Consider the following 21,032-nt stretch of genomic DNA (forward strand, 5'->3'; position numbering starts at 1 on the left):
TCTCATACTCGGATGTCGCGTCCGCAGTACATCCTTCGGGGCGTCGTGCTCGCCATCGGCGCCCTCGCCTTCCTCTTCCCCTTCTACTACATGGTGATCGGATCTTTGCAGACGAAGCCCGACCCGTCTGTGGTGGGCGCCTTCCCCAACATCGCCAACATCACCGGCGAGAACTACGTGCAGATCAACGAGCGGATCAACCTCTTCCAGGGGCTGCTCAACTCGGGCATCTTCACCGGCGGAGTGCTGATCGGAACGATGGTCTTCGGGCTGCTGGCCGGGTATGCCCTCGCCGTGCTGCAGTGGAGGGGTCGCGGGGTCACCTTCGCCCTAGCGCTGCTGGTGCAGGTCATCCCGTTCCAGCTGCTCATGATCCCGCTGTACGTGCTCATCGCGCGTGACTACGGACTCGCCGACAACTACCTGGGCATGATCCTGCCGTTCTTCATCAACTCCACCGCGGTCGTGATCTTCCGGCAGTACTTCCTGCAGTTGCCGAAGGAGCTGTTCGAGGCGGCGCGGATCGACGGGGCGAGCGAACTCCGGCTGCTCTGGGGAATCGCGATTCCCCTGGTGCGTCCCGCGCTCATCACTGTCGTGCTGCTCACCTTCATCGGTCCGTGGAACGAGTTCCTCTGGCCGTTCCTCGTGACCAAGCAGTCGGCTCTGCAACCGCTCGCCGTCTCCCTCGCCAACTACATCTCCACCGTCGCAGCGTCGGCGTCCAATCCGTTCGGCGCCACCCTCGCGGGTGCCGTCGTCCTCGCGGCGCCCGTCGTCGTTTTGTTCATCGTGTTCCAGCGGTACTTCGTCTCGACCAACATCGGTTCGGGCGTGAAAGGTTGACCATGTCCCATCCCTTCCCCTATTCGCTCACCCGCGCCGGTGTGATCATGACGCCAGAAGAGGGCAATTCGCTCGAGGCCGAGGGGGTGCTCAACCCCGCGACCGGACACGGTCCGGACGGCAAGCTCTATCTGCTTCCGCGGCTCGTCGCCACCGGCAATGTGAGCCGGGTCGGCCTCGCCGCCGTGGTGATCGAGAACGGTGTGCCGGTCGGTGTCGAGCGCGAGGGCATCGTGCTCGAGCCGGACCGGGCCTGGGAGAGGGGCGCCCACAATTCGGGCGTCGAAGACCCGCGGGTCACGTTCATCCCGCGGCTCGGCCTGCACGTGATGACCTACGTGGCGTTCGGCCCGCTCGGCCCGCGCACGGCCATCGCCACCTCCACCGACCTGCGCGAGTGGACCCGGCTCGGCCCGGCGCTCTTCGCCTACGACGACGCGCTCGACATCGACCTCAACATGTTCCACAACAAGGACACGGTCTTCTTCCCCGAGCCCGTCACGGCCCCGGATGGCGTGGAGAGCTTCGCGGTTCTGCATCGCCCGATGTGGGACCTCGGTGAGATCCGCCCCGGCGAGGGCCTGTGGAAGCCGGCCGGCGTCACCGACCAGCGCCAGAGCATCTGGATCAGCTTCGTTCCCGTCGCGGACGTGCTCGCCGACATCCGCTCCATCGTCAACTGGCGCGGCCACCGGCTGCTCGCCGCCCCCGAGGCCCCGTTTGAGGCGCTCAAGATCGGTGGCGGACCGCCGCCCGTGCGGGTGGCCGAGGGATGGCTGGTGCTCTACCACGGCGTCACCGGCGTGATCGATAACGCGTTCTCGCAACAGCAGAAGGTGAACTACGCGGCGGGCGGCATGATCCTGGACGCCGTCGACCCGACCAAGGTGATCGCCCGTACCACCGAGCCGCTGCTCTCGCCGGAGACCGACGACGAGCGCAGCGGGATCGTGCCGAACGTGGTCTTCCCGACCGCGATCGAGGAGATCGAGGGGCAGCTCTTCGTGTTCTACGGCATGGCCGACTCCAAGATCGGTGTCGCCCGAATCGACCACGTGTAGCCGCCACCCGCGGCGATTGTGCCCGTTTGTCGCAAGTGTGCCCGGTCGCCCGGGCCCACTTGCGACAAACGGGCGCTGACGCGGGGTGCGGCCGGCTCAGCCGGTGATGCCCGCCGTCGACTCGATCACATCGGTCATCTTCTTGGAGAGCGCCTCGTAGAACATCGAGAGCGGGAACTCGTCGTCCAGCACCGCGTCGGTGAACCCCTTCGGCGGGCCGTCGAGCGGCAGGTCCCGCTTCGCCCAGGCGGACGCCGGATGCGGCGTGAGCGTCGAGGCGACAAGGTCGTAGGCGGCGAGCCAGTGCGCCGTCTTCGGCCGGTCGATCGAGTGCCAGTAGAGGTCGTCGATCTCGCGTCCGAGCGCGATCACCACCTCGGGAACCTCGGCCCAGTCGATCGTGAGCCGGGTGTCCGTCCAGTGCAACACGTGGTGCTGGTGCAGCCAGGCGAACAGCAACTGCCCGCCGAGCCCGTCGTAGTTACGCACCCGGCTGCCGCTGATCGCGAAGCGGAAGATGCGGTCGAAGAGCACCGCGTATTGCACGAGTCTCGCGTGGTCGAGGATCTGCGTCTGCGCCGGGGTGGCCTCGGCGAGTCCGTCGAACGCCTTCTCCAGCCGCACCGCCTCGCGGTAAGCCGTGAGGTCGCAGCGCAGTTCCTCGAGAGAGTAGAGGAAGAACGGCATGCGCTGTTTGATCATGAACGGGTCGAACGGCAGGTCGCCGCGCAAGTGCGTGCGGTCGTGGATGAGGTCCCACATCACGAAGGTCTCTTCCGTGAGGTGCTGGTCGTCCAGCAGTCGCGCCGCGTCGGCCGGCAGCTCGAGCTTGGTGATCTCGGCGGCGGCCCGCACCACGCGGCGGAAGCGAGCGGCCTCCCGATCGGCGAAGATCGCGCCCCAGGTGAACGTGGGCACGCTACGCATCGCCACCGTCTCGGGGAACAGCACTGCCGAGTTCGTGTCGTAGCCCGGAGTGAAGTCGAGAAAACGGATCGGCACGAACAGCTTGTTCGAGTAGTCGCCCGCCTCGAGTTCGGCCACGAATTCCGGCCAGATCACCTCGATCAGCACCGCCTCCACGAGCCGCTCCGCGCTGCCGTTCTGGGTGTACATCGGGAACACAACGAGGTGCCGTAGGCCGTCGATCCGCTGCTTCTGCGGCTGGAAGGCCTCGAGCGAGTCGAGGAAGTCCGGCACCCCGAATCCGCCTTCGACCCAGCGGGCGAAGTCCACGGCAAGAGCGACGTGGTAATCGGAGTCGTGCGGGAAGGCGTCGGAGAGCGAGCGGATGTCGTCAGTGATGGTGGCGACGAGTTCGCGGGCCCGCGCGTGGTCGGCCTCGTCGGGCAGGCTGCCGTCCTTCGCCTGGAAGGTGCGGAACTCCTCGACTGCCGCCTTGAGCGACAGCCAGGCCGGAGCCGAGACGAGGTCCTCCACCACCTCGGGTTCTCCAACGATCGCGTTCTGCGTCGTGACGTGTGACATGGGTAACCTCCGTTCCGGCATCGGCGGGCGCAACGAATCGGCGCCTCCTTTCCAGCCTAACGACGCTCACGCGCCGTTTGGTTGTGGTGGACGCGCGGAACCTGCGTCTACCGCGGGTCTCGCGCCGCAGTCCTGCCAACCGCTGCGGGGTCAGAGCCCCTTGTCGGCGAGCCAGGCGAGCAGCACGCGTTCGAACTCGTCCCGCTGCTCGACACTCGGAAGGTGCGCCGACTCGGCGAAGCGGTGCCCCTCCGCGTGGGGAATCGTGGTCAGCAGGTAGGCGTATTGGATGAGCACGATCGAGAGGTCGTGATCTCCCACGGTAACGAGGGTCGGCACGTCGATGTCGACGAGCCGGTCATACGCTGGAGGGTCGAGCGGAGTCGGCGTGGCGCCCTCGCCGCGGTGGGCCGCGTTCGCGCGATTGAGCGCGTAGGCCTCGGCGACGAAGGCCGGGTCGAGGTCCGCCTCGTCGCGGGTGGGGCCGATCGACCAGAGTCTCACCTCGAGGTCTTGTAGGACGTCCCAGTCCTCGGCCGCGAATGCCGCATCCAGCTCGTCGAACATGGCGTCTTCTGCCTCGGTGAGTTCGGTCTCGGGGAAGCCGCTCGGGCCGGATCCGATGGTGACGAGGCCGGCGACGCGCTCCGGATGCTCCACGGCCAGGTCGATCGCGATGCGGCCGCCGCGCGAGCATCCGATCAGCGTGGCCCTGGCGATGCCGAGGTGGTCGAGGAGGTCGATGGCGTCCTCCCGGTCGGAGAACGTCACGTCCTCCGAGGTCGTGGCCCCGTAGCCCCGCGCGTCGTAGCGGATCACGAAGTGGTTCGCGGCGAGCGCCGGAACGATCCCGTCCCACATGCGGAGGGTGGCGACGCCGGCATGGATGAGCAGGAGCGCGGGCGACGAGACGTGGCCATCGGTCTCGTAGTAGAGGCTCGCTCCCGGCAGTTCGAGATCAGGCATGTCTCGAGCGTAGGCGCTTGTCACCCGTTTGACACCGGGCGTCTCACAACCGCTGCTTAACTACGTCAGCGGACCGGCTCGTTTCGGGTTGAGCCGGTCCGCTGAATCGCCTGGGTAAGAGGCGACATAGCGCGCGTCGGTGCGGTTCGCCCGGTGATTAAACCGTCGGGATGGCGTCTCGCACCGTTCGTGCCTGCACTTTCGTACAGTGGTTACAAGCTAGCAGTATATTGGTCCTCCTTATAGGGGACAGGCGACCCCCGTTCGGGTGTCACTTCGGCGTGTCGGCCCAATCGGTCGATACCCGGATCGTGCCGAGCATCCTCAGCGCTCCCAGGGCCGCCGCCCTGTCGTGGTCGCGCGACGCCGCCACCAGAAGTGCCTGCGATTCGCTGAGGGCACGAAAGTCGATCTGGTCGGGGAGGTGCAGGCTACCGAGACGCACGACGTGCACCACCGACTGGATGCCGCGCCTGAGCACGGGATTCCGGGAGAGCTCGACGAGGTGGTTGAAGAATTCGGCGTTCGCGGTGGCGATCCGCTGCATGTCGCGGGTGGACAGCATCGAGACGAAGTTCTCGTGGTCGGCCTTCATCGCGGCGACGACCTCGGGCGACACCGTGGGGATCACCTCGCTGATGACGGCCGCGTAGAGGGCGAGCCAGACCACCATGGCATCCGCCGTCTGTTCGGGGCTCACCACCGCGATTCGGGTGAACCGGCTTGCCGAGGCCTCGATGATCCCGATCTCGCGCAGCCTCTGCAGCGCCTCGCGAACGGGGGTGCGGGAGACGCCGAGGCGTTCGGCGAGCTCGGAGTCGCTGATCCGCTCGCCGGGCTGCAGGCGGCCGTTGTGCACGGCGTCGAGGATCTGGTTGAACACCATGCTGACCACCGTGCTGCCGGAGAAGGTGTCATCACCGGAATCCGGCGCATCGCGCTGGTCGACTCCTGCCTCGCTCACAATGCTGATTTTAGAAGATCATCGGGCGATCGTCATCGTCCTCGGTCGGCAGGTCGAGGTCGACGACCACGGGAACGTGGTCGCTCGGTGCGTCTCCCTTTCGCTCGGCGCGGTGGATGCTCGCTCCCGTCACCAGTTCGGCGAAGGGCTTGGAGCCGAGGATGAAGTCGATTCGCATGCCCTCGTTGCGGGGAAATCGAAGCTGCTGGTAGTCCCAGTAGGTGAATCCCTCAGGCACCCGCTCGCGCACGACATCCTGAAGCCCGAGCGCCTCGAACTGCGCGAACGCCGCACGCTCGGGCGCCGAGGTGTGGGTGCTGTTCACGAAGTCCCAGGTGGGCCACACGTCGGTGTCGAGCGGGGCGATGTTCCAGTCGCCCATGAGGGCGAGCGGCTGCTCCGGATGCTCGGCGAGCCAGCTGCGAGTGTCGCCGGCGAGCCTGTCCAGCCAGTCGATCTTGTAGGCGAGGTGCGGGTCGTCGAGGCTCCGGCCGTTCGGCACATAGAGGCTCCAGAGGCGAACGCCGTCGACGGTGACGGCCATCGCGCGTGCCTCGAGCGGAAGGTCACCGTCGACCTCGGTCTTACTGAATCCCGGAGCGGAGGGGAATCCGCGCTCCACATCCTCCATGGGGCGGCGGCTCGCAAAGGCGACCCCGTTCCACTGGTTGAGGCCGTGCAGCTCCACCTCGTAGCCCGCCTCCTCGAAGGCGTCGAACGGGAACTGGCTCTCCTTGCACTTGATCTCCTGCATCGCCAGCACGTCGACGTCTTCACGACCCAGCCAGTCCACGACCCGGCCGACCCGGGTCCGAATCGAGTTCACATTCCAGGTTCCTACGCGCATGTCCTCAACGCTAGTTGGTTTGCGGTGTCTCACCGCATCCCGACTCCGCCGCGGCGATCGTCTGTGGTGTCGCGGCCCGGCTCGGCTCCGGCTCCGTCTCCCGGCTGCCGCGCTGAGGTGCCCAGTTTTGTCGCCTCTCCGGCGCTGAAGCGACACTTCTGGGCATCTCAAGAGAATTCGAGGGCGCGCGGGGAGGGAGGGAGCGGCAGGGCACGGCGACGGCCTCGGTTTCGGTGCGGCACACGCTGCCCTAAAGTTGGGTGCGTGACTGACGCACGCCAGAAGCTCATCGACCACATCTCGGCGGATGCCGTGTTCCACGGGGACTTCACGCTCACGAGCGGCAAGAAGGCCACCTATTACGTGGACCTGCGCCGGGTGAGTCTCGACCACCGGGTCGCTCCGCTCATCGGGCAGGTGATGCTCGACCTCATCGCCGACGTCGCCGACGTGAGTGCGGTCGGCGGGATGACGATGGGCGCCGACCCTGTCGCCGCCGCGATCCTGCACCAGGGTGCCGCCCGCGGGCTCGCCTACGACGCCTTCGTCGTGCGCAAGGAGCCGAAGGACCACGGTCGCGGTCGCCAGGTGGAGGGACCGGACCTGGCAGGCAAGCGGGTGATTGTGCTCGAGGACACGTCGACGACAGGCGGATCCCCTCTCGCCGCCATCGAGGCGCTCAAGAAGGTGGGGGCCGAGATTGCCGCCGTCGCCGTCGTGGTCGACCGCGACACGGGGGCCCGCGAGATCATCGAGGCCGCCGGCTACCCCTATCTCGCGGCGATCGGGCTCGCCGACCTCGGACTCTCGAAGTGACATGAGCGACGAACCCACCGGCGAGGACGCCCATGACGACCCGCTCGACTGGTTCTCCGACAAGCTGAACAAGGCGCCAGAGAAGAGGCAGCCGGACGACAAGGCCGCGTGGCCACCGCGCGCGCCCGGGTCCGGGGCAACCGAGCCCGACGCGGCCGCCTCCGCTGGCGGATTCCGCTGGGGGCTCACGCCGACGGTCGGCGAGACTCCGTCCGCCGCAGCCGAGCCGGCGCCTTCCGTTCAGCCCGCGCCGACACCGCCCGTCGAGCCGCCGACACCGCCCGTCGAGCCTCCGAGAGCGCCACCCGTCATGCCGCCGCCCGTCGAGCCGCGGCCCGCCCCGTCCACCTTCCCGCCCGCTCCGCCGCCCGCCCCGATGCCGCCGGCTCCCGAGACCACCCCCGCCCCGCCGGCTCCCGAGATCCCGCCCCTTCCCGAGACCCCGGTCTTCCCCGAGACCCCGGTGTTCCCCGAGACCCCGGTGTTCCCCGAGACCCCGCCCGTTCCCGAGACCCCGGTCGAACCGGTGCCGCCGTCGCCCTGGCCCTCTCCCGAGTTCCCGCCGGGCCCCGTCGCCTCCGGGTTCGTCGCTCCGGGCCGCTCGGCTCCCGGACCTGCCGCTCTCGAACCGGAACCCGTCGCCATCGATGCCGCACTCGGCGGTGCCCCGCACTCGCACGGCGAGCCGCCCACGGTTGCACTGCCGTGGGAGACGACGACACCGGAACTGCCGGCGACCGAGCTGGCTCCCGAACGCGTTGACGCGAGCGAGCTGTCCCCTGACGGCGCCGGAACCGACGGTGCGGCAACGGGCGACTCGGGAATCGACACCCTCTTCGGCCAGGACCAGTTCAAGGAATACGAGGACGAGTCCCTCATCCCGACGCTGCCCTTCGGCGTGCCGTGGGCGCCCAGGTCGCCCGACGCGGAGGATGTGGTGGCCGAGCCGCCCGCGCTCATCGAGCCCGCGCCCACGGTGGCGAGTCCGTTCGTTCCGGGGAGGATCTTCGGCGCCGGCGCCGGAGTCACGGCGCTGGGTGCCGACGTTGCGCCCGGTACCGATGCGACGCTGCTCCTCGGCCAGCCCGGCATCCCCGCGCTCGGCACCGAATCGACGATCGCCGCTCCGGCTATGCCGGCCGCTCCGGCGATGCCAGCCGCTTCGGCGATGCCGGCCGACGCGACGATCGCCGCCCCTGCCCGGCCGCGCCGCGCGGCCGGAGAGCCGATCTCACGCAATCAGCGGATTCTTCTGTGGTCCGCCGGCGGTGTCGTCGCGCTGCTCGCCCTGATCGTGCTGTTCCTGGCTGGCACCAAGCTCCCCGGTCTGGTCGGCAACGCGCCGGTAGTCGCCGTCTCGGCGAGTCCGAGCCCCACTCCGACTCCCACGCCGACACCGACGGTGGCGGCCGGGCCCGCGGCCGTCGGCGAGCACAAGTGGGATCAGCTCCGCGGCGGGGAATGCCTCGACCCGTTCACCTCGCCCTGGGCGGAGAAGTTCACGGTCGTCGACTGCGCCGCTCCGCATCCGGCCCAAATGGTGCGTCGTGGCACCTTCCCGGCGACGGCTGCTCCAGCGGCGACGGCCAGCCCAGCGCCGAAAGCCACCGGTGCGGCGGTCTCCGACTACCCGGGAGCCGAGGCACTCAAGTCGCAGATCAACCTTCTGTGCACCGCCGCCGGAGTGATCAACCTCTCGGTGGCCGGGGCCTTCAGCGACATCCAGATCCAGGCGTCATACGCCGCGAATGCGAAGGAGTGGGCGGGCGGCCAGCACGACTACTTCTGTTTCGTGAACCGGTCGTCTGGCGAGCCGCTCACCGGGAGCCTGGCCGGCGGGTAACTCGGCGCTGCACGGTCGCGACCCGCTGAGCGTTCCGCGATCCGCGTTCAGTCGATGTCGACCTCGATCGGCTCCGGCTCGAGAAGGTCGGCGACGCCGCCCAGGATCTCGTCCGGCCGGAACGGGTACCGCTCGATCTCGGCCTGGTCGCTGATGCCGGTGAGCACGAGGATCGTGTGCAGCCCGGCCTCGATTCCCGCGACGATGTCGGTGTCCATGCGGTCGCCGATCATCCCCGTGTTCTCGGAGTGCGCGCCGATCTTGTTCATCGCCGAGCGGAACATCATCGGGTTCGGCTTGCCCACCACGTACGGCTCCTTGCCGGTGGCCTTGGTGATGAGGGCGGCGATGGCTCCCGTCGCCGGCATGGGGCCGTCCGCGCTCGGGCCGGTCGCATCCGGGTTGGTCACGATGAAGCGGGCCCCATTCACGATGAGACGGATGGCCTTGGTGATCGCGTCGAACGAATAATTGCGGGTCTCGCCCACTACCACGTAGTCGGGGTCGCTCTCGGTCATCACGAAGCCGGCCTCGTGCAGGGCGGTGGTGATCCCGGCCTCGCCGATGACGAAGGCGGAGCCGCCGGGCATCTGCGACTTGAGAAAGTCGGCCGTCGCGAGGGCGGACGTCCAGAGGAACTGCTCCGGCACATCCAGCCCGGACGCCTTCAGGCGCGCGCTGAGATCCCGAGGGGTGAAGATCGAATTGTTGGTGAGAACGAGGAAGGGTTTGCCCTGGTCGCGCCACTGCTGGAGGAGGGCCGCCGCGCCCGGCAGCGGGTGGTTTTCGTGCACAAGCACGCCGTCCATGTCGGTCAGCCAGCACTCGATATCGCCGCGATTGCTCATGGGGCCATGGTAGCGGGCGCAGATTTCGAACTCATTGCCTCCGCTACGCTGAAGGAGTTGCGGGGGTGAAGCGGTGTCGGGTGTACTGATCGGCTTCGCGATCATCGCGTCCATCATCTTCGTCGGGTACCTGGTCGGCCGCCTCGGAATCCTCGGGCCGCACGCCGGTTTCGTGCTCAACCGGGTCGTCTTCTTCGTGCTTTCGCCGTGCCTGTTGTTCACGGTGCTCGAGAGGGCGCAGGTGTCCGAGCTGTTCTCCTCGCTCCTGCTCGTGTCGCTGATCGCCGCCCTGGTGTGCTTCGCGGTCTATTTTGTGGTCGCCCGGCTGATCTGGCGTCGTGGAGCCGCGGATGTCGTGATCGGGTCGCTCGCGTCCGGTTACGTCAACGCCAACAACATCGGCATCCCCGTCGCCGTGTACGTGCTCGGAAGCGCCGCATACTCCGCCCCGGTCGTGCTGTTGCAGCTTCTCGTGTTCACGCCGATCGCGCTGACGATCCTCGACATCCAGACCACGGGCAGGGCGTCGGTGCGCAGTGTCGTGCTGAAGCCGCTCACCAACCCGTTGATCATCGGATCGGCGCTCGGACTGCTGTTCGCCGTGACGCGGGTGCACCTGCCGGCGCCGGTGCTTCAGCCGTTCGTGCTTCTCGGCGGTGCCGCGGTGCCCGTGGTGCTTCTCGCCTTCGGCATGTCGCTGCACGGCCAGAAGCTGTTGCAGGCGGGGAGCGGGCGGCGGGATGTGCTGCTCGCGAGCGCACTCAAGCTCGCCGTGATGCCGGTGGTGGCGTGGGCCGTTGGCCACTTCCTCTTCGGTCTGGCCGGCCAGAGGCTCTTCGTGGTCGTCGCCCTCGCCGCGTTGCCGGCTGCGCAGAACGTGTTCAACTACGCCCAGCGTTACGGCGAGGGCGAGATCCTCGCCAGGGACTCGGTGTTCATCACGACCGTCGGGTCGATCCCCGTGCTGGTGATCGTCGCGGCGCTGCTCGGGCACTGAGCCGCGTCCCCCCTCCCGACTCAACCGTCACCAACTGCTCGCTGGGCGGCACCGGCGAGCAGTTAGTGACGGCCGAGTGCAATTGGGCCGAGTGCAATTGGGCCGGGTGCAATTGGGCCGGGCAATTGGGCCGGGTGCGGCATCCGGTGACTGTGCCCGTTCGACGTGATTGGTGCCGATCGAGCGGGCACGATCGCGACACAGGGGCACAATCGCCCCACGCGAGCATGCCGGCGCAGGCCGGCGGATGCCGGGTACCCTCGAGGGGTGCCTGAACAGACCCCCGACCCGAGCGTCGAACTCACCACCCAGGGCGTCGGACCCTGGAAGGGCGAACCGCCGACGGACGAGTTTTACGATCCGGAGCTGCTCGCCAAGGGCGACTCGCGCAACGTGATCGACCGGTACCGCTACTGGCGCATGGAGGCGATCGTTGCGGACCTCGACCTCACGCGGCATCCGTTCCACGTCGCCATCGAGAACTGGCAGCACGACATGAACATCGGCTCGATCGTGCGCAGCGCCAACGCGTTCGCGGCGGACACCGTGCACATCATCGGCCGCAAGCGCTGGAACAAGCGCGGTGCGATGGTCACCGACCGCTACCAGCACGTGCGCTACCACACCGACGTCGCCGAGTTTGCTCGCTGGGCGCAGGATGCCGCGCTCCCGGTAATCGCGATCGACAACGTGCCCGGGTCGGTCGCCATCGAGACCTTCGACTTTCCGGAGGCGTGCGTGCTGCTCTTCGGCCAGGAGGGACCCGGTCTCAGCGCCGAGGCGCTCGCCGCGGCCGGCTCGGTCGTGGAGATCAGTCAGTTCGGAAGCACCCGCAGCATCAACGCGTCTGCCGCGGCGGCCGTCGCGATGCACGCCTGGATCACCCAGCACGTGACGTTCTAGGGGCGCGAGCAGGCCCGCCCTACGCCCCGATCGGCGACGGGCGCAGCTGCCGCAGGGTGCGGAAGCGCCCCTGCTTGCGTGCTCCGAGCACCGAGAGCGCGAGTGACCCGACGAACCAGGCGGCCAGCGGCAGGAAGGCAGACCAGAGGTCGCCTCCCGTACCGCCGTACATGAGCTGCCGGATGCCGTCTACCGCGTGGCTCATCGGCAGCGCCTGGTGCAGCGCGGCGAGCGGTGCCGGCAGGGTCTGCCACGGGAAGGTGCCGCCGGCGGTCACGAGCTGCACCACCATGAAGACGAGCGCGAGAAACTGGCCGACGCTGCCGAGCAGCACGTTGAGCGCGAGCACGATCGCCGCAAAGGTCATGGCGACGAAGGCCATGAAGGCGACCATGCCGACCGGGTTGGCCACGGGGAGGTGCAGCGCGAGGGTGACGAGCGCGAACAGCGCCACCATCTGCACGACGCCGAGCAGCGCCGGCGTGAGCCAGCCCGCGAGGGTCGTGCGGATGGGCCGGCGCACCGCCGTGAGCGCCCGGCGGGAGAGCGGCCGCACCAGCAGGAAGAGCGCGTAGATGCCGATCCAGGAGGCGAGGCTGAGGAAGAACGGCGCGAGACCCGCGCCGTAGTTCTTCGCCTGGGTGATGGCATCCTGGTTCACCTGCACCGGGTTGGCGATGAGATTGGAGGTGGCGGCCCGCTCCGCCGCGGTCGTCTGCGGAATCTTGCCCACGGCATCCGTGAGCGAGTCGCTCAGCGTCTTCGAGCCGGCGGCGAGTTGCGCGACCCCGGTCGAGAGATCGGATGCCCCGGTCGACGCCGTCGCCGCCCCGCCCGCGAGGCTCGAGGCCCCGCCGGCCGCGGAGTGCACCGCCGAGGCGAGCGCGGGCGCCGAGGCGCTGAGGGCGGATGCCCCGGCGGCGACCTGGGCGGCTCCGGCCGCGGCCGCGGGCAGACCGGTCGGCGCGGCGAGCCCGCCCGCGTAGGCGTTGGCAGTCCCCACCGGCGTGCCGAGGGCCTGGATGTCGGCGAGCACCTGCGGGTCGAGAACGGCTCCGGGCACCTGGGCGTCGGCGACCAGCTTGGCGTACGCGGTCTGGGCGGCCGAGGTGTTGCTGGCGAGGGTTCCGGCGGTGGAGGATGCCGTGGACAGCTTCCCGGCGAGGCTCGATGCCCCGGCGCTCAGTTGCGCGGCCGACGACGGCAGCGCGGCGGTCTTCGCGTCGAGTTGGTGCAGGCCGGTCGAGAGCCTGGTCGCCCCGGACGAGAGCGTGGCGCTTCCCGAGGCGAGGGATGCCGCACCGGCCGCCGCGCTGGCGGCGCCGGAGGCGAGGGACACGGCGCCGTCATCCGCCTTCACGAGACCATCCCGGATGGAGCCGACCGCGTTGAGGAGGGTGATCGAGGCCGCGGAGCCCACCTGCTTCGCGATCTCCACGCGCACCGCCTCGGCGGCCTGCTTGGCGATGGTGGTGCTGAGGTAGCTGTTGGTGTCGTCGGTGGTGAGTTTCAGGGCCGCCGAGACCGGCTCGTCGCCGGAGGCGGACGCGAGTCTCGTGGAGAAGTCGGCGGGAAAGGTGAGGCCGAAGTCGTACCGGCCGTTCTTCACGCCGGTCGCGGCCTGGGCGCTCGACACCTCGACCCAGCCGAACTTCTTGCCGTCGAGGAGGCTCTCGGCGGCCTTCCGGCCGTAGTTGGTGGGGGTGCCGTCGACGGTGGTTCCGGTGTCCTGCACAACGAGAGCCGCCGGAACTTTGTCGAGGTTGGAGTACGGATCCTGGTTGCCCCAGAGGTAGAGGCCGCCGTAGACGAGCGGCACGGTCATCAGCGCGACGAGCGCGGCGATTCCGATGCGGCTGGCGGTGAGGCGCGCGAACTCCGCGCGAACGAGAACAGGGATGGTCATGAGAGCACCTGCAACGGGTCGGTGTGAAACGGGTCGGTGGCGCCGAGGTCGACGAGGATGTCGGCGGTGGCCTGGTCTGTCACGATGCTGACGGTAATGCCCCTGGCGGCGATCTCGGCGAGCGGACCGTACCAGCCGGTCGGCTCGCCGCCGTGGCGCTCGGGGGAGGTCACGACGATCGCCGATACCCCCGGGCGCAGCACGGCGAGTTCGCTGAAGACCCGGATGCGAGCGGCGGAGGGGAGCGCCCGCACCGGCAGCTTCGCGTAGTCGAGCAGCCCGTGGTCGCTGAGGAACATCCGCGCCCGCCGCCGTGAGCTGGGCGCTGAGGCGAACGCGAGTTCCTCGGCCACGATCGTGATGAGCGCGATGTCGGCGCCCGGCTCCGCCACGACCGGGGTGTCGACGAGGGCGCTGCCCCGTCGAAGCCGGTCGGGATGGTCGGCGCCGTGCACGAGTACGCGCCCGGAGTCCGGGCGGATCCGCCCGGCGAGGAGCATCGAGACGAGCATCGGACGCTCGTCGGATTCGACGGGGATGGCATTCGGCACACCGGGGCCGACGGCGAGACTGAGCGGAGGCACGGCGGCGCCGAGGCCGCTGCCGATCGCGGCCTGCTCGAGGGCGACGAGCATCAGTCGGCATCCTTCCACTGGAGGTCCGGCCGCTCGTCGATGAAGTTCCCGGCCTCGCGCCAGCCGAGACCGACCGCGCCGAGGGTCATCAGGATCACGAGCCGGTGGCCCTCCTCGGCGGGCAGCGGAGTGCGTGCGGCCTCCTCGAGCACGCCGAGGGCGGCACCCTCCACGAGCCGGGCGAGCAGGTCGACGGGCACGTCCTGGCGAATGGAGCCGTCTGCGCGCCCGTCGGAGATCGCCTCGCGCACGCTGGACCGCACGGAGCGCAAGGCGGTGCCGGTGTCCGAGGCGAGCGGACCGCGCACGGCGAGTACGGCCATGACGCGCACGCTCTCCACCTCGTGCCACAGGCGCGACGCGATGAGTGCGAGCCGGGTGAGCGGGTCGGGGTGCGTCACGGTGTCGAGGGCGCTGGCCACCCGCAGTGCGCCGAGGCTCACCAGTTCGCGCAGCAGGTCGTCCCGGTTGGCGAAGTGGGCATAGATGGATCGGCGGCTGAGGCCGGACGCGGCGGCGATGGCCTCGAGGGGGGCCTTGGGGTCGCGGTTGAGCACGATCTTGGCCGCGGCGAGGATAGCCTCGCGGTTTTCGGTGGCGTCGCGGCGTGGCGCGCGGGCTGAAGGAGTGGTGGACACGAGTAGCAAGCCTAATAACTTTCACAACACTGTGCAAGTTATTGTCGGACCCGGCCGAGTGTCTCGATAGAATGGGGTGTAATTCCCACCAAACTGAGAAGGACCCCTTCGTGCCAGCAATCGTGATCATCGGAGCCCAGTGGGGCGACGAGGGCAAGGGCAAGGCGACCGACCTGCTCGGAAGCCGCATCGACTACGTCGTCAAGTTCAACGGCGGCAACAACGCCGGCCACACCGTCGTGATCGGCAACCAGAAGTACGCGCTGCACCTCCTGCCGTCCGGAATCCTCACCGAGGGAGTCATCCCGGTCATCTCCAACGGCGTGGTGATCGACATCGAGGTGCTGTTCCACGAGCTCGAGGCGCTCACCGCCCGTGGGGTGGATGTCTCGAGGCTGCGGGTGAGCGCCAACGCGCACATCATCACCCACTACCACCGCACCCTCGATAAGGTCACCGAGCGATTCCTCGGCAAGAAGCAGATCGGGACCACCGGTCGCGGGATCGGACCGGCCTACGCCGACAAGATCAACCGGGTGGGCATCCGAATCCAGGACCTGTTCGACGAGAACATCCTGCGCCAGAAGGTCGAGGCGGCCCTCGACCAGAAGAACCATTTGCTCGTGAAGGTCTACAACCGCCGGGCCATTTCGGCCGACGAGATCGTCGCGAACCTGCTCTCCTACGCCGAGCGACTGCGTCCGATGGTGGCCGATACCGGCCTCGAGCTCAACCTCGCCCTGGACGCCGGCAAGACGGTGCTCTTCGAGGGCGGTCAGGCCACCATGCTCGACGTGGACCATGGCACCTACCCGTTCGTCACCTCGAGCAACTCGACCGCCGGCGGCGCCTCGACCGGGTCGGGCATCGGCCCCGGACGCATCGAGCGGGTCATCGGCATCGTCAAGGCGTACACGACCCGCGTCGGCGCCGGTCCGTTCCCCACCGAGCTGTTCGACGAGTCCGGCGAGTTCCTGCGCTCGGCCGGCTTCGAGTTCGGCACCACGACCGGCCGCCCGCGTCGCACCGGCTGGTACGACGCCCCGATCGCCCGGTACTCGGCGCGCATCAACGGCGTCACGGACTTCGTCATGACGAAGCTCGACGTGCTCACCGGCCTTGCGACCATCCCGGTCTGTGTCGCCTACGAGGTCGACGGCAAGCGCGTGGAGGAGGTGCCGGTGTCGCAATCGGACTTCCACCACGCCGTGCCGATCTACGAGGAGTTCCCCGGCTGGACCGAGGACATCACCTCGGTGCGGGAGTTCGAGGACCTGCCGGCGACGGCGCAGTCCTACGTGCTCGCGATCGAGGCGATGAGCGGATCGCGCATCTCGGCGATCGGCGTCGGCCCCGGCCGCGACGCCATCATTGTTCGGCACGACCTCCTCGGCTGAGGACGGGGTCCGTGGCTGGGGCCTTTCGACTGCTCCGGCCGCTCAGACGACGCTGAAGCCCTCGGGGAGCGGGCCGCGACCGGTGAGGGCCAGCAGCAGGATCTCGCCGTCGCCGCGCAGGGCGGCCGTCGACGAGGCGAGGGATACGGCGTCCGCGATGGCTGCCGGCGGGAGACGATGGGGGAGGCCGGTGGCTCGGGACAGGTCGATCGAGTGCACCACGAGCTCGAAGATGCGGGTGCGGAGGTACTCGGTGAGCAGGATTCCCATGCCCCCGATCGAGACGATTCGATTGGCCGGCTGGGACTCGATCAGGGCACGCGTGCGACCGAGAGCGGCGGAAACCTGGCCGACGGGGTCGTCGCCCAGCCACTCGCCGGCCTCGACACCGCGCGCGGCGACGGCCGCGTCATCCGTGAACTGGGCGTACACGCTGGTGTAGTACTCGGCGGCAGAGGGGATCGTCACGTCGCCCGGCTCCTCCTGGGAGAGGTAGTTCTCCACGGTGAGAATCGCCCGAGCCGTGTGCCCGGCCAGGCTGCGTACGGTCCAGGACCCGAGCCCGGGCTGGTCCCACTGTCCCGGCGTGATCTCCCGGAGAATGCCGATGAACGACTCGGCCGATCGCGAAAAGAGGGATGCGCTGGTCACGGTTACCATCGTGGCACCGACCCCTGCCAGACTGGGCATCGTGACAGCGACACGCCCCAGACCCGCTCCCATCGTCGGGCGATTCGTGCGACTCGAGCCGCTGCGGCGCGAGCATCTTCCTGCCCTGTTCGCGGCGATCGGGCATCCGATCATCTTCGCCGGTGGCTTCGGCGGCGGTCCAGCCGCCTACCGGGACACGGTCGACGGCTTCATCGAGTGGGCGGAGACGTACTTCGACTGGGAGAAGGGCAATCCGTTCGCCGTGTTCGTCGTCGGCGGCCCGCACGACGGTGAGCTCGTGGGCACGACCACCCTCACCGATTTCGACCTGGCGCGGGAGGCCACCCACATCGGCTGGACGGCCTACGACCCGCGGGTGTGGGGCACGGCCGTGAATGCGGAGGCGAAGCTCCTGCTGCTCGGCACCGCGTTCGACAGCGGATTCGGCCGGGTGCTGATTCAGGCGGATGCGCTCAACGAGCGTTCACGGGCGGCGATCGCGGGCATCGGCGCGACCTTCGAAGGGGTGCTGCGGCGCGACCGGCTTCGGGCAGACGGCACGTGGCGCGACAGCGCGCTGTATTCGGTGATTGTCGACGACTGGCCACGGGTGAAGGCACTGCTGGAGCAGCGACTCGCCGGCTACGGCGACCGGCCAGTGCTCTTCCGCAGCCGGACTCGCCGGCTACGGCGACCGGCCAGTGCTCTTCCGCAGCCGGGCGACAGCGTAGGTCGTGGGCTGGCAGTAGTCTCGGCCGAGTGGACACGAAGCGTTCTGGACAGCGGCAGGCCGTCGTCGTCGCCCAGTTTGTGGCGATGGGGCTCATCTGGGGCTCGAGCTTCCTCTTCATGAAGGTCGCCCTGAGGGGCATCTCGTTCGGGCAGCTCGCCTGGAGCCGGGAGATCCTCGGTGCGATCACGCTCGGCATCGTCATGATCGTGCTGCGGCAGCGGCTGCCGAGGGACCGGGTCGTCTGGCTGCACTTCGTGGTGATCGCCCTCACCAACGCGGTGATCCCGCACCTGCTTTTCGCCTGGGCCGAGCAATACGTGTCGTCGAGCCTCGGCTCGATCTACAACTCGCTCACCCCCATCGCCACGGCGCTGATGGCCACCCTCGTATTCCGGGTGGAAAGGCTCGCGGCCGGACAGGTCGCCGGTGTCGTTGCCGGCATCCTGGGCGTGCTGCTCATCATCGGCCCGTGGCGGTACGCCGCGCTCACCGGCAACCTCGCGGGCCAGATCGCGTGTCTCATCGCCGCCACGTCCTACGGCTTCGCGATCGGCTATCTTCGCAAGTTCGTCAGCCACCGCCCGATCCCCGGAACGACGGTCGCCTTCATGAACGTCGGCACCTCGGCCGCGATCATGCTGCTGCTCACCCCGTTCCTGGCCATCGGGCCGGTGCGGCTCGATCCCCTGATCGTGCTCTGTGTGCTCCTTCTCGGTGCACTCGGCACCGGGGTCGCCTACCTCTGGAGTGTCAACGTACTGCGCGCCTGGGGACCGACCGGGCAGTCCACGGTGACCTACGTGATCCCGGTCGTCGGCGTCGTGCTCGGTGTAGCGGTGCTCGGGGAGTCCCTCTCCTGGAATGAGCCGGTGGGTGCCGCGATCGTGCTGGCCGGAATCCTGCTCGCGCAGGGGCGCATCCTCCGCCCACGACGACAGCCGGCGGTGCTTCCGGTGTCTCCCGACCTCGGCGTCGCCGACGGTCCGTAGCGCGGGCCGCTCGGCGTGCGGCGGCCGCGGCGGTAACCTCGAGGTATGGCAGACGAACTCGACCCATCGGCCCAGCTCCTGAGCCTCCGCCAGAGCATCGACAATGTCGATGCCGCACTCGTGCACCTGCTCGCCGAACGATTCAAATTCACCCAGCAGGTGGGCAGGCTCAAGGCGACGAGCGGACTGCCGCCCGCCGATCCGGATCGCGAACGGCAGCAGATCCAGAAGCTCAAGGCTCTCGCCGTCGAGTCCCATCTCGACCCGGCCTTCGGAGAGAAGTTCCTCAACTTCATCATCGCGGAGGTCATCCACCAGCACGAGCAGATCGCCAGCACCGGCGCCGTCGCCACCCACTCCGAATGACCTGGGATCCCCGCGCCATCCCCTCGCAGGCCGGGAAGACCTTCGTCGTCACGGGCGGCAATGCCGGAATCGGATATTTCATCGCCGAACAGCTTGCCGGGGCCGGCGGCCGGGTGGTGATCGCTGCCCGCAATCCGGGCAGGGCGTCGGCGGCCATCGCGTCCATCCTCTCCCGGTATCCGCGTGCGGAGGTCAGCGCCGTGCACCTCGATCTCGCCTCGCTCGACTCGGTGCGAGCGGCCGCCGCCGAGCTCTCCGGGCTCGACCGCATCGACGCGCTCATCGAGAACGCCGGCGCGATCATGCCGAGCAAGTCACGGCAACTCACCGTCGACGGCAACGAACTCATGTTCGGCACCAACCACCTCGGACACTTCCTGCTCACCGCGCTGCTCTACCCCACGCTCGAGAGAACCCCGGGCAGCCGGGTCGTCACCATGGGCAGCGGAGCCACCCGGCTCACCGGCATCCGGCTCGACGACCTGCAGAGCGCACGCGCGTTCTCGGCCTGGGCGGCCTACGGGCAGTCCAAGCACGCCACGCAGGCCTTCGGGTTCGAACTCGACCGCCGGCTGAGGGCCGCCGGGAGCCCGGTCAGCGCCCTCGTCGCGCATCCCGGAGGCGGCCAGGACGGCAACACGCCCGCGCGACTCGGAGTCATGGAACCGACGCGAGGGCAGCGCATCCTCGCCAAGATCATGTTCTTCGTGGGCGGCGGGAAACACACCGCGGCCTGGCCGGCGGTGCGCGCGGCCACGGATCCGGGCGCCGTGGGCGGACAGTACTGGGGCCCGCGCGGTGGGCTCAGCGGGCAGCCCCGCGTGGGCAGGCCGGCGCCGGCGAGCCACGACCCGGCGCTCGGCGCCGCCCTCTGGACCGAGTCGGAGCGGCTCGTCGGGCAGACCTTCCCGGTCTGAGCACCCTCCTGGCCACTCGTCCGTCACTAAGTGCTGGCTGGCGCTGCTGGGCGAGCAGTTGGTGACGGTTGAGTCGGGGGAAGGGTGGATCAGCCGCGCCAGCCGGCCTCCGTGAGAGCGGTGCGTACCTTCTCCAGGAGAGTCCTGCGCCTCGCCATCAGTTCCTTGTTGACCCGGATGACGCGCCACTTCTCCTCCATGAAGTCGTCCAGTCGCTCGACATCCCGGTGGAACTGCTTCTCATCGTCGCGATGCTGGCCACCGTCGTACTCGAGGAGCACGCGAAACTCCGGGAAGGCCAGATCGGCGAGCCCCAGGATTGCGCCGAAGCGATTGCGCACCTCGAAATTCACGATCGGCTCGGGAAAGCCGGCCCGCACGACGACGAGGCGCAACATCGTCTCCCGGGCGGAGTCGGTGCGCACGCGAATGTCGGGAAGGGCCTCCCGAAGGGCCGCGACTCCCGGACGGTGACCCCACGCCGCCACGGCGGCAACGAGTTCGTCCATCGTCGCGACCGGGTTGGTCCGGCACACGAGTCCGTCGCCCATCACGATGAGGTCGTCGACACGAAGGTAGCGGGCCAGTTGGCACCAGGTGTCCACGGCGCAGCTGACACGGAGACCACCCGGCAGAGTCACGATGTGCGTGGTGGGGAGCAGTTCGTGTCCCCGCACCCCTCGCAGTCGCGGGGGGTGGGGAGCAGTTCGTGTCCCCGCACCCCTCGCAGTCGCGGGGCGCGGGATGGATGGCTGACCGAGACATCGAGACCGGCGGCGGTCGCTCCCTCCGGCATCCGCAGCCCGAGAAGCGCGGCCGTGGTCCAATGGCTGAAGTATTGATCGGGCGGCATGATCGGTGCATATGAACGGGCCAGGGACGGGATGTCGGGGGCCGCGGCATGCGCGCTGCGCACGGCGCGAAATGGTCGCGACAGATCCGCGCCCCGAAGGCGACCCACACCCACGCCAAGGCCGACGGCCTCGGCAATGGCGAACGGGCGAGTGTGGAGTGGGGTGGGCAGCGCGCGGTGTCTGGGCATCCCCGTAGGGTGCTCCATCCGTCGGATCGCCGCAGAAATCATCCCCAGCCCCGAATCGACCGTCACTAACTGCTCGCCCACGGCGATGGGAGAGCAGTTAGTGACGGTCGAGTGGGGCGCGCGGGAGGGACGGGATGGGGTGGGCGGGAGGGGAGCGGGCTAGTTGTAGTTCCCGGGGA

Annotated in this window: 21 protein-coding genes; 11 read left to right on the forward strand and 10 right to left on the reverse strand. The window is 68.8% G+C overall.

Translation table 11 applies throughout. From position 1 onward, the window contains the following. Nucleotides 1-12: 12 nt before the first annotated feature. Together FVP33_RS16710 and FVP33_RS16715 are read left to right on the forward strand one after the other, a co-directional pair. Entirely contained in the window at nucleotides 13-846 is an 834-nt protein-coding gene (locus FVP33_RS16710) for a carbohydrate ABC transporter permease (RefSeq protein ID WP_147784836.1), read from the forward strand. A gap of 2 nt (nucleotides 847-848) precedes the next feature. Beyond that, nucleotides 849-1,907 carry a glycoside hydrolase family 130 protein gene (locus FVP33_RS16715; protein ID WP_222706781.1) on the forward strand — a complete coding sequence of 353 codons (1,059 nt, stop codon included), beginning with the start codon at nucleotides 849-851 and terminating at the stop codon, nucleotides 1,905-1,907. Nucleotides 1,908-2,003: 96 nt separating this feature from the next. On the opposite strand, the gene FVP33_RS16720 is transcribed toward FVP33_RS16715, so the two are convergent. The 4 genes from FVP33_RS16720 to FVP33_RS16735 form a co-directional block, all read right to left on the reverse strand. After that, entirely contained in the window at nucleotides 2,004-3,395 is a 1,392-nt protein-coding gene (locus tag FVP33_RS16720) for a DUF6421 family protein (protein ID WP_147784837.1), read from the reverse strand. A gap of 150 nt (nucleotides 3,396-3,545) precedes the next feature. Beyond that, entirely contained in the window at nucleotides 3,546-4,361 is an 816-nt protein-coding gene (locus FVP33_RS16725; protein WP_147784838.1) for an alpha/beta fold hydrolase, read from the reverse strand. A gap of 271 nt (nucleotides 4,362-4,632) precedes the next feature. Then, nucleotides 4,633-5,325: a GntR family transcriptional regulator gene (locus tag FVP33_RS16730; RefSeq protein WP_147784839.1), complete on the reverse strand. Its 693-nt coding sequence runs from the start codon at nucleotides 5,323-5,325 to the stop codon at nucleotides 4,633-4,635. A gap of 10 nt (nucleotides 5,326-5,335) precedes the next feature. Then, nucleotides 5,336-6,172 (reverse strand): exodeoxyribonuclease III, encoded by an 837-nt coding sequence (locus tag FVP33_RS16735; RefSeq protein ID WP_147784840.1) that lies wholly within the window; start codon nucleotides 6,170-6,172, stop codon nucleotides 5,336-5,338. A 264-nt stretch (nucleotides 6,173-6,436) separates the two neighbouring features. Between FVP33_RS16735 and pyrE the strand changes: the two genes are divergently transcribed. Then, nucleotides 6,437-6,988 (forward strand): orotate phosphoribosyltransferase, encoded by a 552-nt coding sequence (gene pyrE, locus FVP33_RS16740; protein WP_147784841.1) that lies wholly within the window; start codon nucleotides 6,437-6,439, stop codon nucleotides 6,986-6,988. 1 nt (nucleotide 6,989) lies between these two features. After that, nucleotides 6,990-8,831 carry a hypothetical protein gene (locus FVP33_RS19605; RefSeq protein ID WP_187270774.1) on the forward strand — a complete coding sequence of 614 codons (1,842 nt, stop codon included), beginning with the start codon at nucleotides 6,990-6,992 and terminating at the stop codon, nucleotides 8,829-8,831. Nucleotides 8,832-8,878: 47 nt separating this feature from the next. Here FVP33_RS19605 and FVP33_RS16750 read toward each other — a convergent pair whose 3' ends face one another. Then, complete coding sequence (locus FVP33_RS16750; protein ID WP_147784843.1) at nucleotides 8,879-9,679, reverse strand: HAD-IIA family hydrolase; 801 nt, start codon at nucleotides 9,677-9,679, stop codon at nucleotides 8,879-8,881. A gap of 73 nt (nucleotides 9,680-9,752) precedes the next feature. Between FVP33_RS16750 and FVP33_RS16755 the strand changes: the two genes are divergently transcribed. After that, on the forward strand, nucleotides 9,753-10,676 hold the full coding sequence (locus FVP33_RS16755) for an AEC family transporter (protein WP_147784844.1): 924 nt from the start codon (nucleotides 9,753-9,755) through the stop codon (nucleotides 10,674-10,676). A gap of 267 nt (nucleotides 10,677-10,943) precedes the next feature. Next, nucleotides 10,944-11,579, forward strand: a complete 636-nt coding sequence (locus FVP33_RS16760; RefSeq protein ID WP_147784845.1) for a TrmH family RNA methyltransferase — start codon at nucleotides 10,944-10,946, stop codon at nucleotides 11,577-11,579. Nucleotides 11,580-11,598: 19 nt separating this feature from the next. Here FVP33_RS16760 and FVP33_RS16765 read toward each other — a convergent pair whose 3' ends face one another. Genes FVP33_RS16765 through FVP33_RS16775 form a run of 3 tightly spaced genes read right to left on the reverse strand, consistent with a single transcriptional unit; the run spans nucleotide 11,599 to nucleotide 14,758 of the window. Then, the gene (locus FVP33_RS16765) at nucleotides 11,599-13,485 is read right to left on the reverse strand and encodes a YhgE/Pip family protein (RefSeq protein ID WP_147784846.1); all 1,887 of its coding nucleotides are present in this window, start codon (nucleotides 13,483-13,485) and stop codon (nucleotides 11,599-11,601) included. Then, the gene (locus tag FVP33_RS16770; protein ID WP_147784847.1) at nucleotides 13,482-14,120 is read right to left on the reverse strand and encodes a hypothetical protein; all 639 of its coding nucleotides are present in this window, start codon (nucleotides 14,118-14,120) and stop codon (nucleotides 13,482-13,484) included. The genes FVP33_RS16765 and FVP33_RS16770 overlap by 4 nt, the downstream gene beginning before the upstream one ends. Further along, nucleotides 14,120-14,758 carry a TetR/AcrR family transcriptional regulator gene (locus FVP33_RS16775; protein ID WP_147784848.1) on the reverse strand — a complete coding sequence of 213 codons (639 nt, stop codon included), beginning with the start codon at nucleotides 14,756-14,758 and terminating at the stop codon, nucleotides 14,120-14,122. Before FVP33_RS16775 ends, FVP33_RS16770 begins: the two co-directional genes overlap by 1 nt. Before the next feature lie 110 nt (nucleotides 14,759-14,868). Here FVP33_RS16775 and FVP33_RS16780 point away from each other — a divergent pair, with 110 nt between their 5' ends. Continuing rightward, nucleotides 14,869-16,155 carry an adenylosuccinate synthase gene (locus FVP33_RS16780; RefSeq protein ID WP_147784849.1) on the forward strand — a complete coding sequence of 429 codons (1,287 nt, stop codon included), beginning with the start codon at nucleotides 14,869-14,871 and terminating at the stop codon, nucleotides 16,153-16,155. A gap of 42 nt (nucleotides 16,156-16,197) precedes the next feature. Here FVP33_RS16780 and FVP33_RS16785 read toward each other — a convergent pair whose 3' ends face one another. Next, nucleotides 16,198-16,806, reverse strand: a complete 609-nt coding sequence (locus FVP33_RS16785; protein WP_187270775.1) for a maleylpyruvate isomerase family mycothiol-dependent enzyme — start codon at nucleotides 16,804-16,806, stop codon at nucleotides 16,198-16,200. Nucleotides 16,807-16,846: 40 nt separating this feature from the next. Between FVP33_RS16785 and FVP33_RS16790 the strand changes: the two genes are divergently transcribed. Genes FVP33_RS16790 through FVP33_RS16805 form a run of 4 tightly spaced genes read left to right on the forward strand, consistent with a single transcriptional unit; the run spans nucleotide 16,847 to nucleotide 19,811 of the window. Then, on the forward strand, nucleotides 16,847-17,659 hold the full coding sequence (locus FVP33_RS16790) for a GNAT family N-acetyltransferase (protein ID WP_147784851.1): 813 nt from the start codon (nucleotides 16,847-16,849) through the stop codon (nucleotides 17,657-17,659). Continuing rightward, nucleotides 17,566-18,528, forward strand: a complete 963-nt coding sequence (locus FVP33_RS16795) for a DMT family transporter (protein WP_246142389.1) — start codon at nucleotides 17,566-17,568, stop codon at nucleotides 18,526-18,528. The genes FVP33_RS16790 and FVP33_RS16795 overlap by 94 nt, the downstream gene beginning before the upstream one ends. Before the next feature lie 45 nt (nucleotides 18,529-18,573). Then, on the forward strand, nucleotides 18,574-18,894 hold the full coding sequence (locus tag FVP33_RS16800) for a chorismate mutase (protein WP_147784852.1): 321 nt from the start codon (nucleotides 18,574-18,576) through the stop codon (nucleotides 18,892-18,894). Further along, nucleotides 18,891-19,811 carry an oxidoreductase gene (locus FVP33_RS16805; RefSeq protein ID WP_147784853.1) on the forward strand — a complete coding sequence of 307 codons (921 nt, stop codon included), beginning with the start codon at nucleotides 18,891-18,893 and terminating at the stop codon, nucleotides 19,809-19,811. Before FVP33_RS16800 ends, FVP33_RS16805 begins: the two co-directional genes overlap by 4 nt. An 89-nt stretch (nucleotides 19,812-19,900) precedes the next feature. On the opposite strand, the gene FVP33_RS16810 is transcribed toward FVP33_RS16805, so the two are convergent. Continuing rightward, the gene (locus FVP33_RS16810) at nucleotides 19,901-20,488 is read right to left on the reverse strand and encodes a hypothetical protein (protein WP_147784854.1); all 588 of its coding nucleotides are present in this window, start codon (nucleotides 20,486-20,488) and stop codon (nucleotides 19,901-19,903) included. Nucleotides 20,489-21,032: the final 544 nt, after the last annotated feature.

This window comes from Lacisediminihabitans profunda (assembly GCF_008040105.1).
GTDB lineage: Bacteria > Actinomycetota > Actinomycetes > Actinomycetales > Microbacteriaceae > Lacisediminihabitans > Lacisediminihabitans profunda.

Excerpts from the sequence above, each read along its gene's own strand:
- FVP33_RS16715 (WP_222706781.1), top strand. The coding sequence starts at position 849 with ATGTCCCATCCCTTCCCCTATTCGCTCACCCGCGCCGGTGTGATCATG.
- FVP33_RS16800 (WP_147784852.1), top strand. The coding sequence starts at position 18,574 with ATGGCAGACGAACTCGACCCATCGGCCCAGCTCCTGAGCCTCCGCCAG.
- FVP33_RS16770 (WP_147784847.1), bottom strand. The coding sequence starts at position 14,120 with ATGCTCGTCGCCCTCGAGCAGGCCGCGATCGGCAGCGGCCTCGGCGCC.
- FVP33_RS16765 (WP_147784846.1), bottom strand. The coding sequence starts at position 13,485 with ATGACCATCCCTGTTCTCGTTCGCGCGGAGTTCGCGCGCCTCACCGCC.
- FVP33_RS16720 (WP_147784837.1), bottom strand. The coding sequence starts at position 3,395 with ATGTCACACGTCACGACGCAGAACGCGATCGTTGGAGAACCCGAGGTG.
- FVP33_RS16750 (WP_147784843.1), bottom strand. The coding sequence starts at position 9,679 with ATGAGCAATCGCGGCGATATCGAGTGCTGGCTGACCGACATGGACGGC.
- FVP33_RS19605 (WP_187270774.1), top strand. The coding sequence starts at position 6,990 with ATGAGCGACGAACCCACCGGCGAGGACGCCCATGACGACCCGCTCGAC.
- FVP33_RS16710 (WP_147784836.1), top strand. The coding sequence starts at position 13 with ATGTCGCGTCCGCAGTACATCCTTCGGGGCGTCGTGCTCGCCATCGGC.
- FVP33_RS16805 (WP_147784853.1), top strand. The coding sequence starts at position 18,891 with ATGACCTGGGATCCCCGCGCCATCCCCTCGCAGGCCGGGAAGACCTTC.
- FVP33_RS16725 (WP_147784838.1), bottom strand. The coding sequence starts at position 4,361 with ATGCCTGATCTCGAACTGCCGGGAGCGAGCCTCTACTACGAGACCGAT.
- FVP33_RS16735 (WP_147784840.1), bottom strand. The coding sequence starts at position 6,172 with ATGCGCGTAGGAACCTGGAATGTGAACTCGATTCGGACCCGGGTCGGC.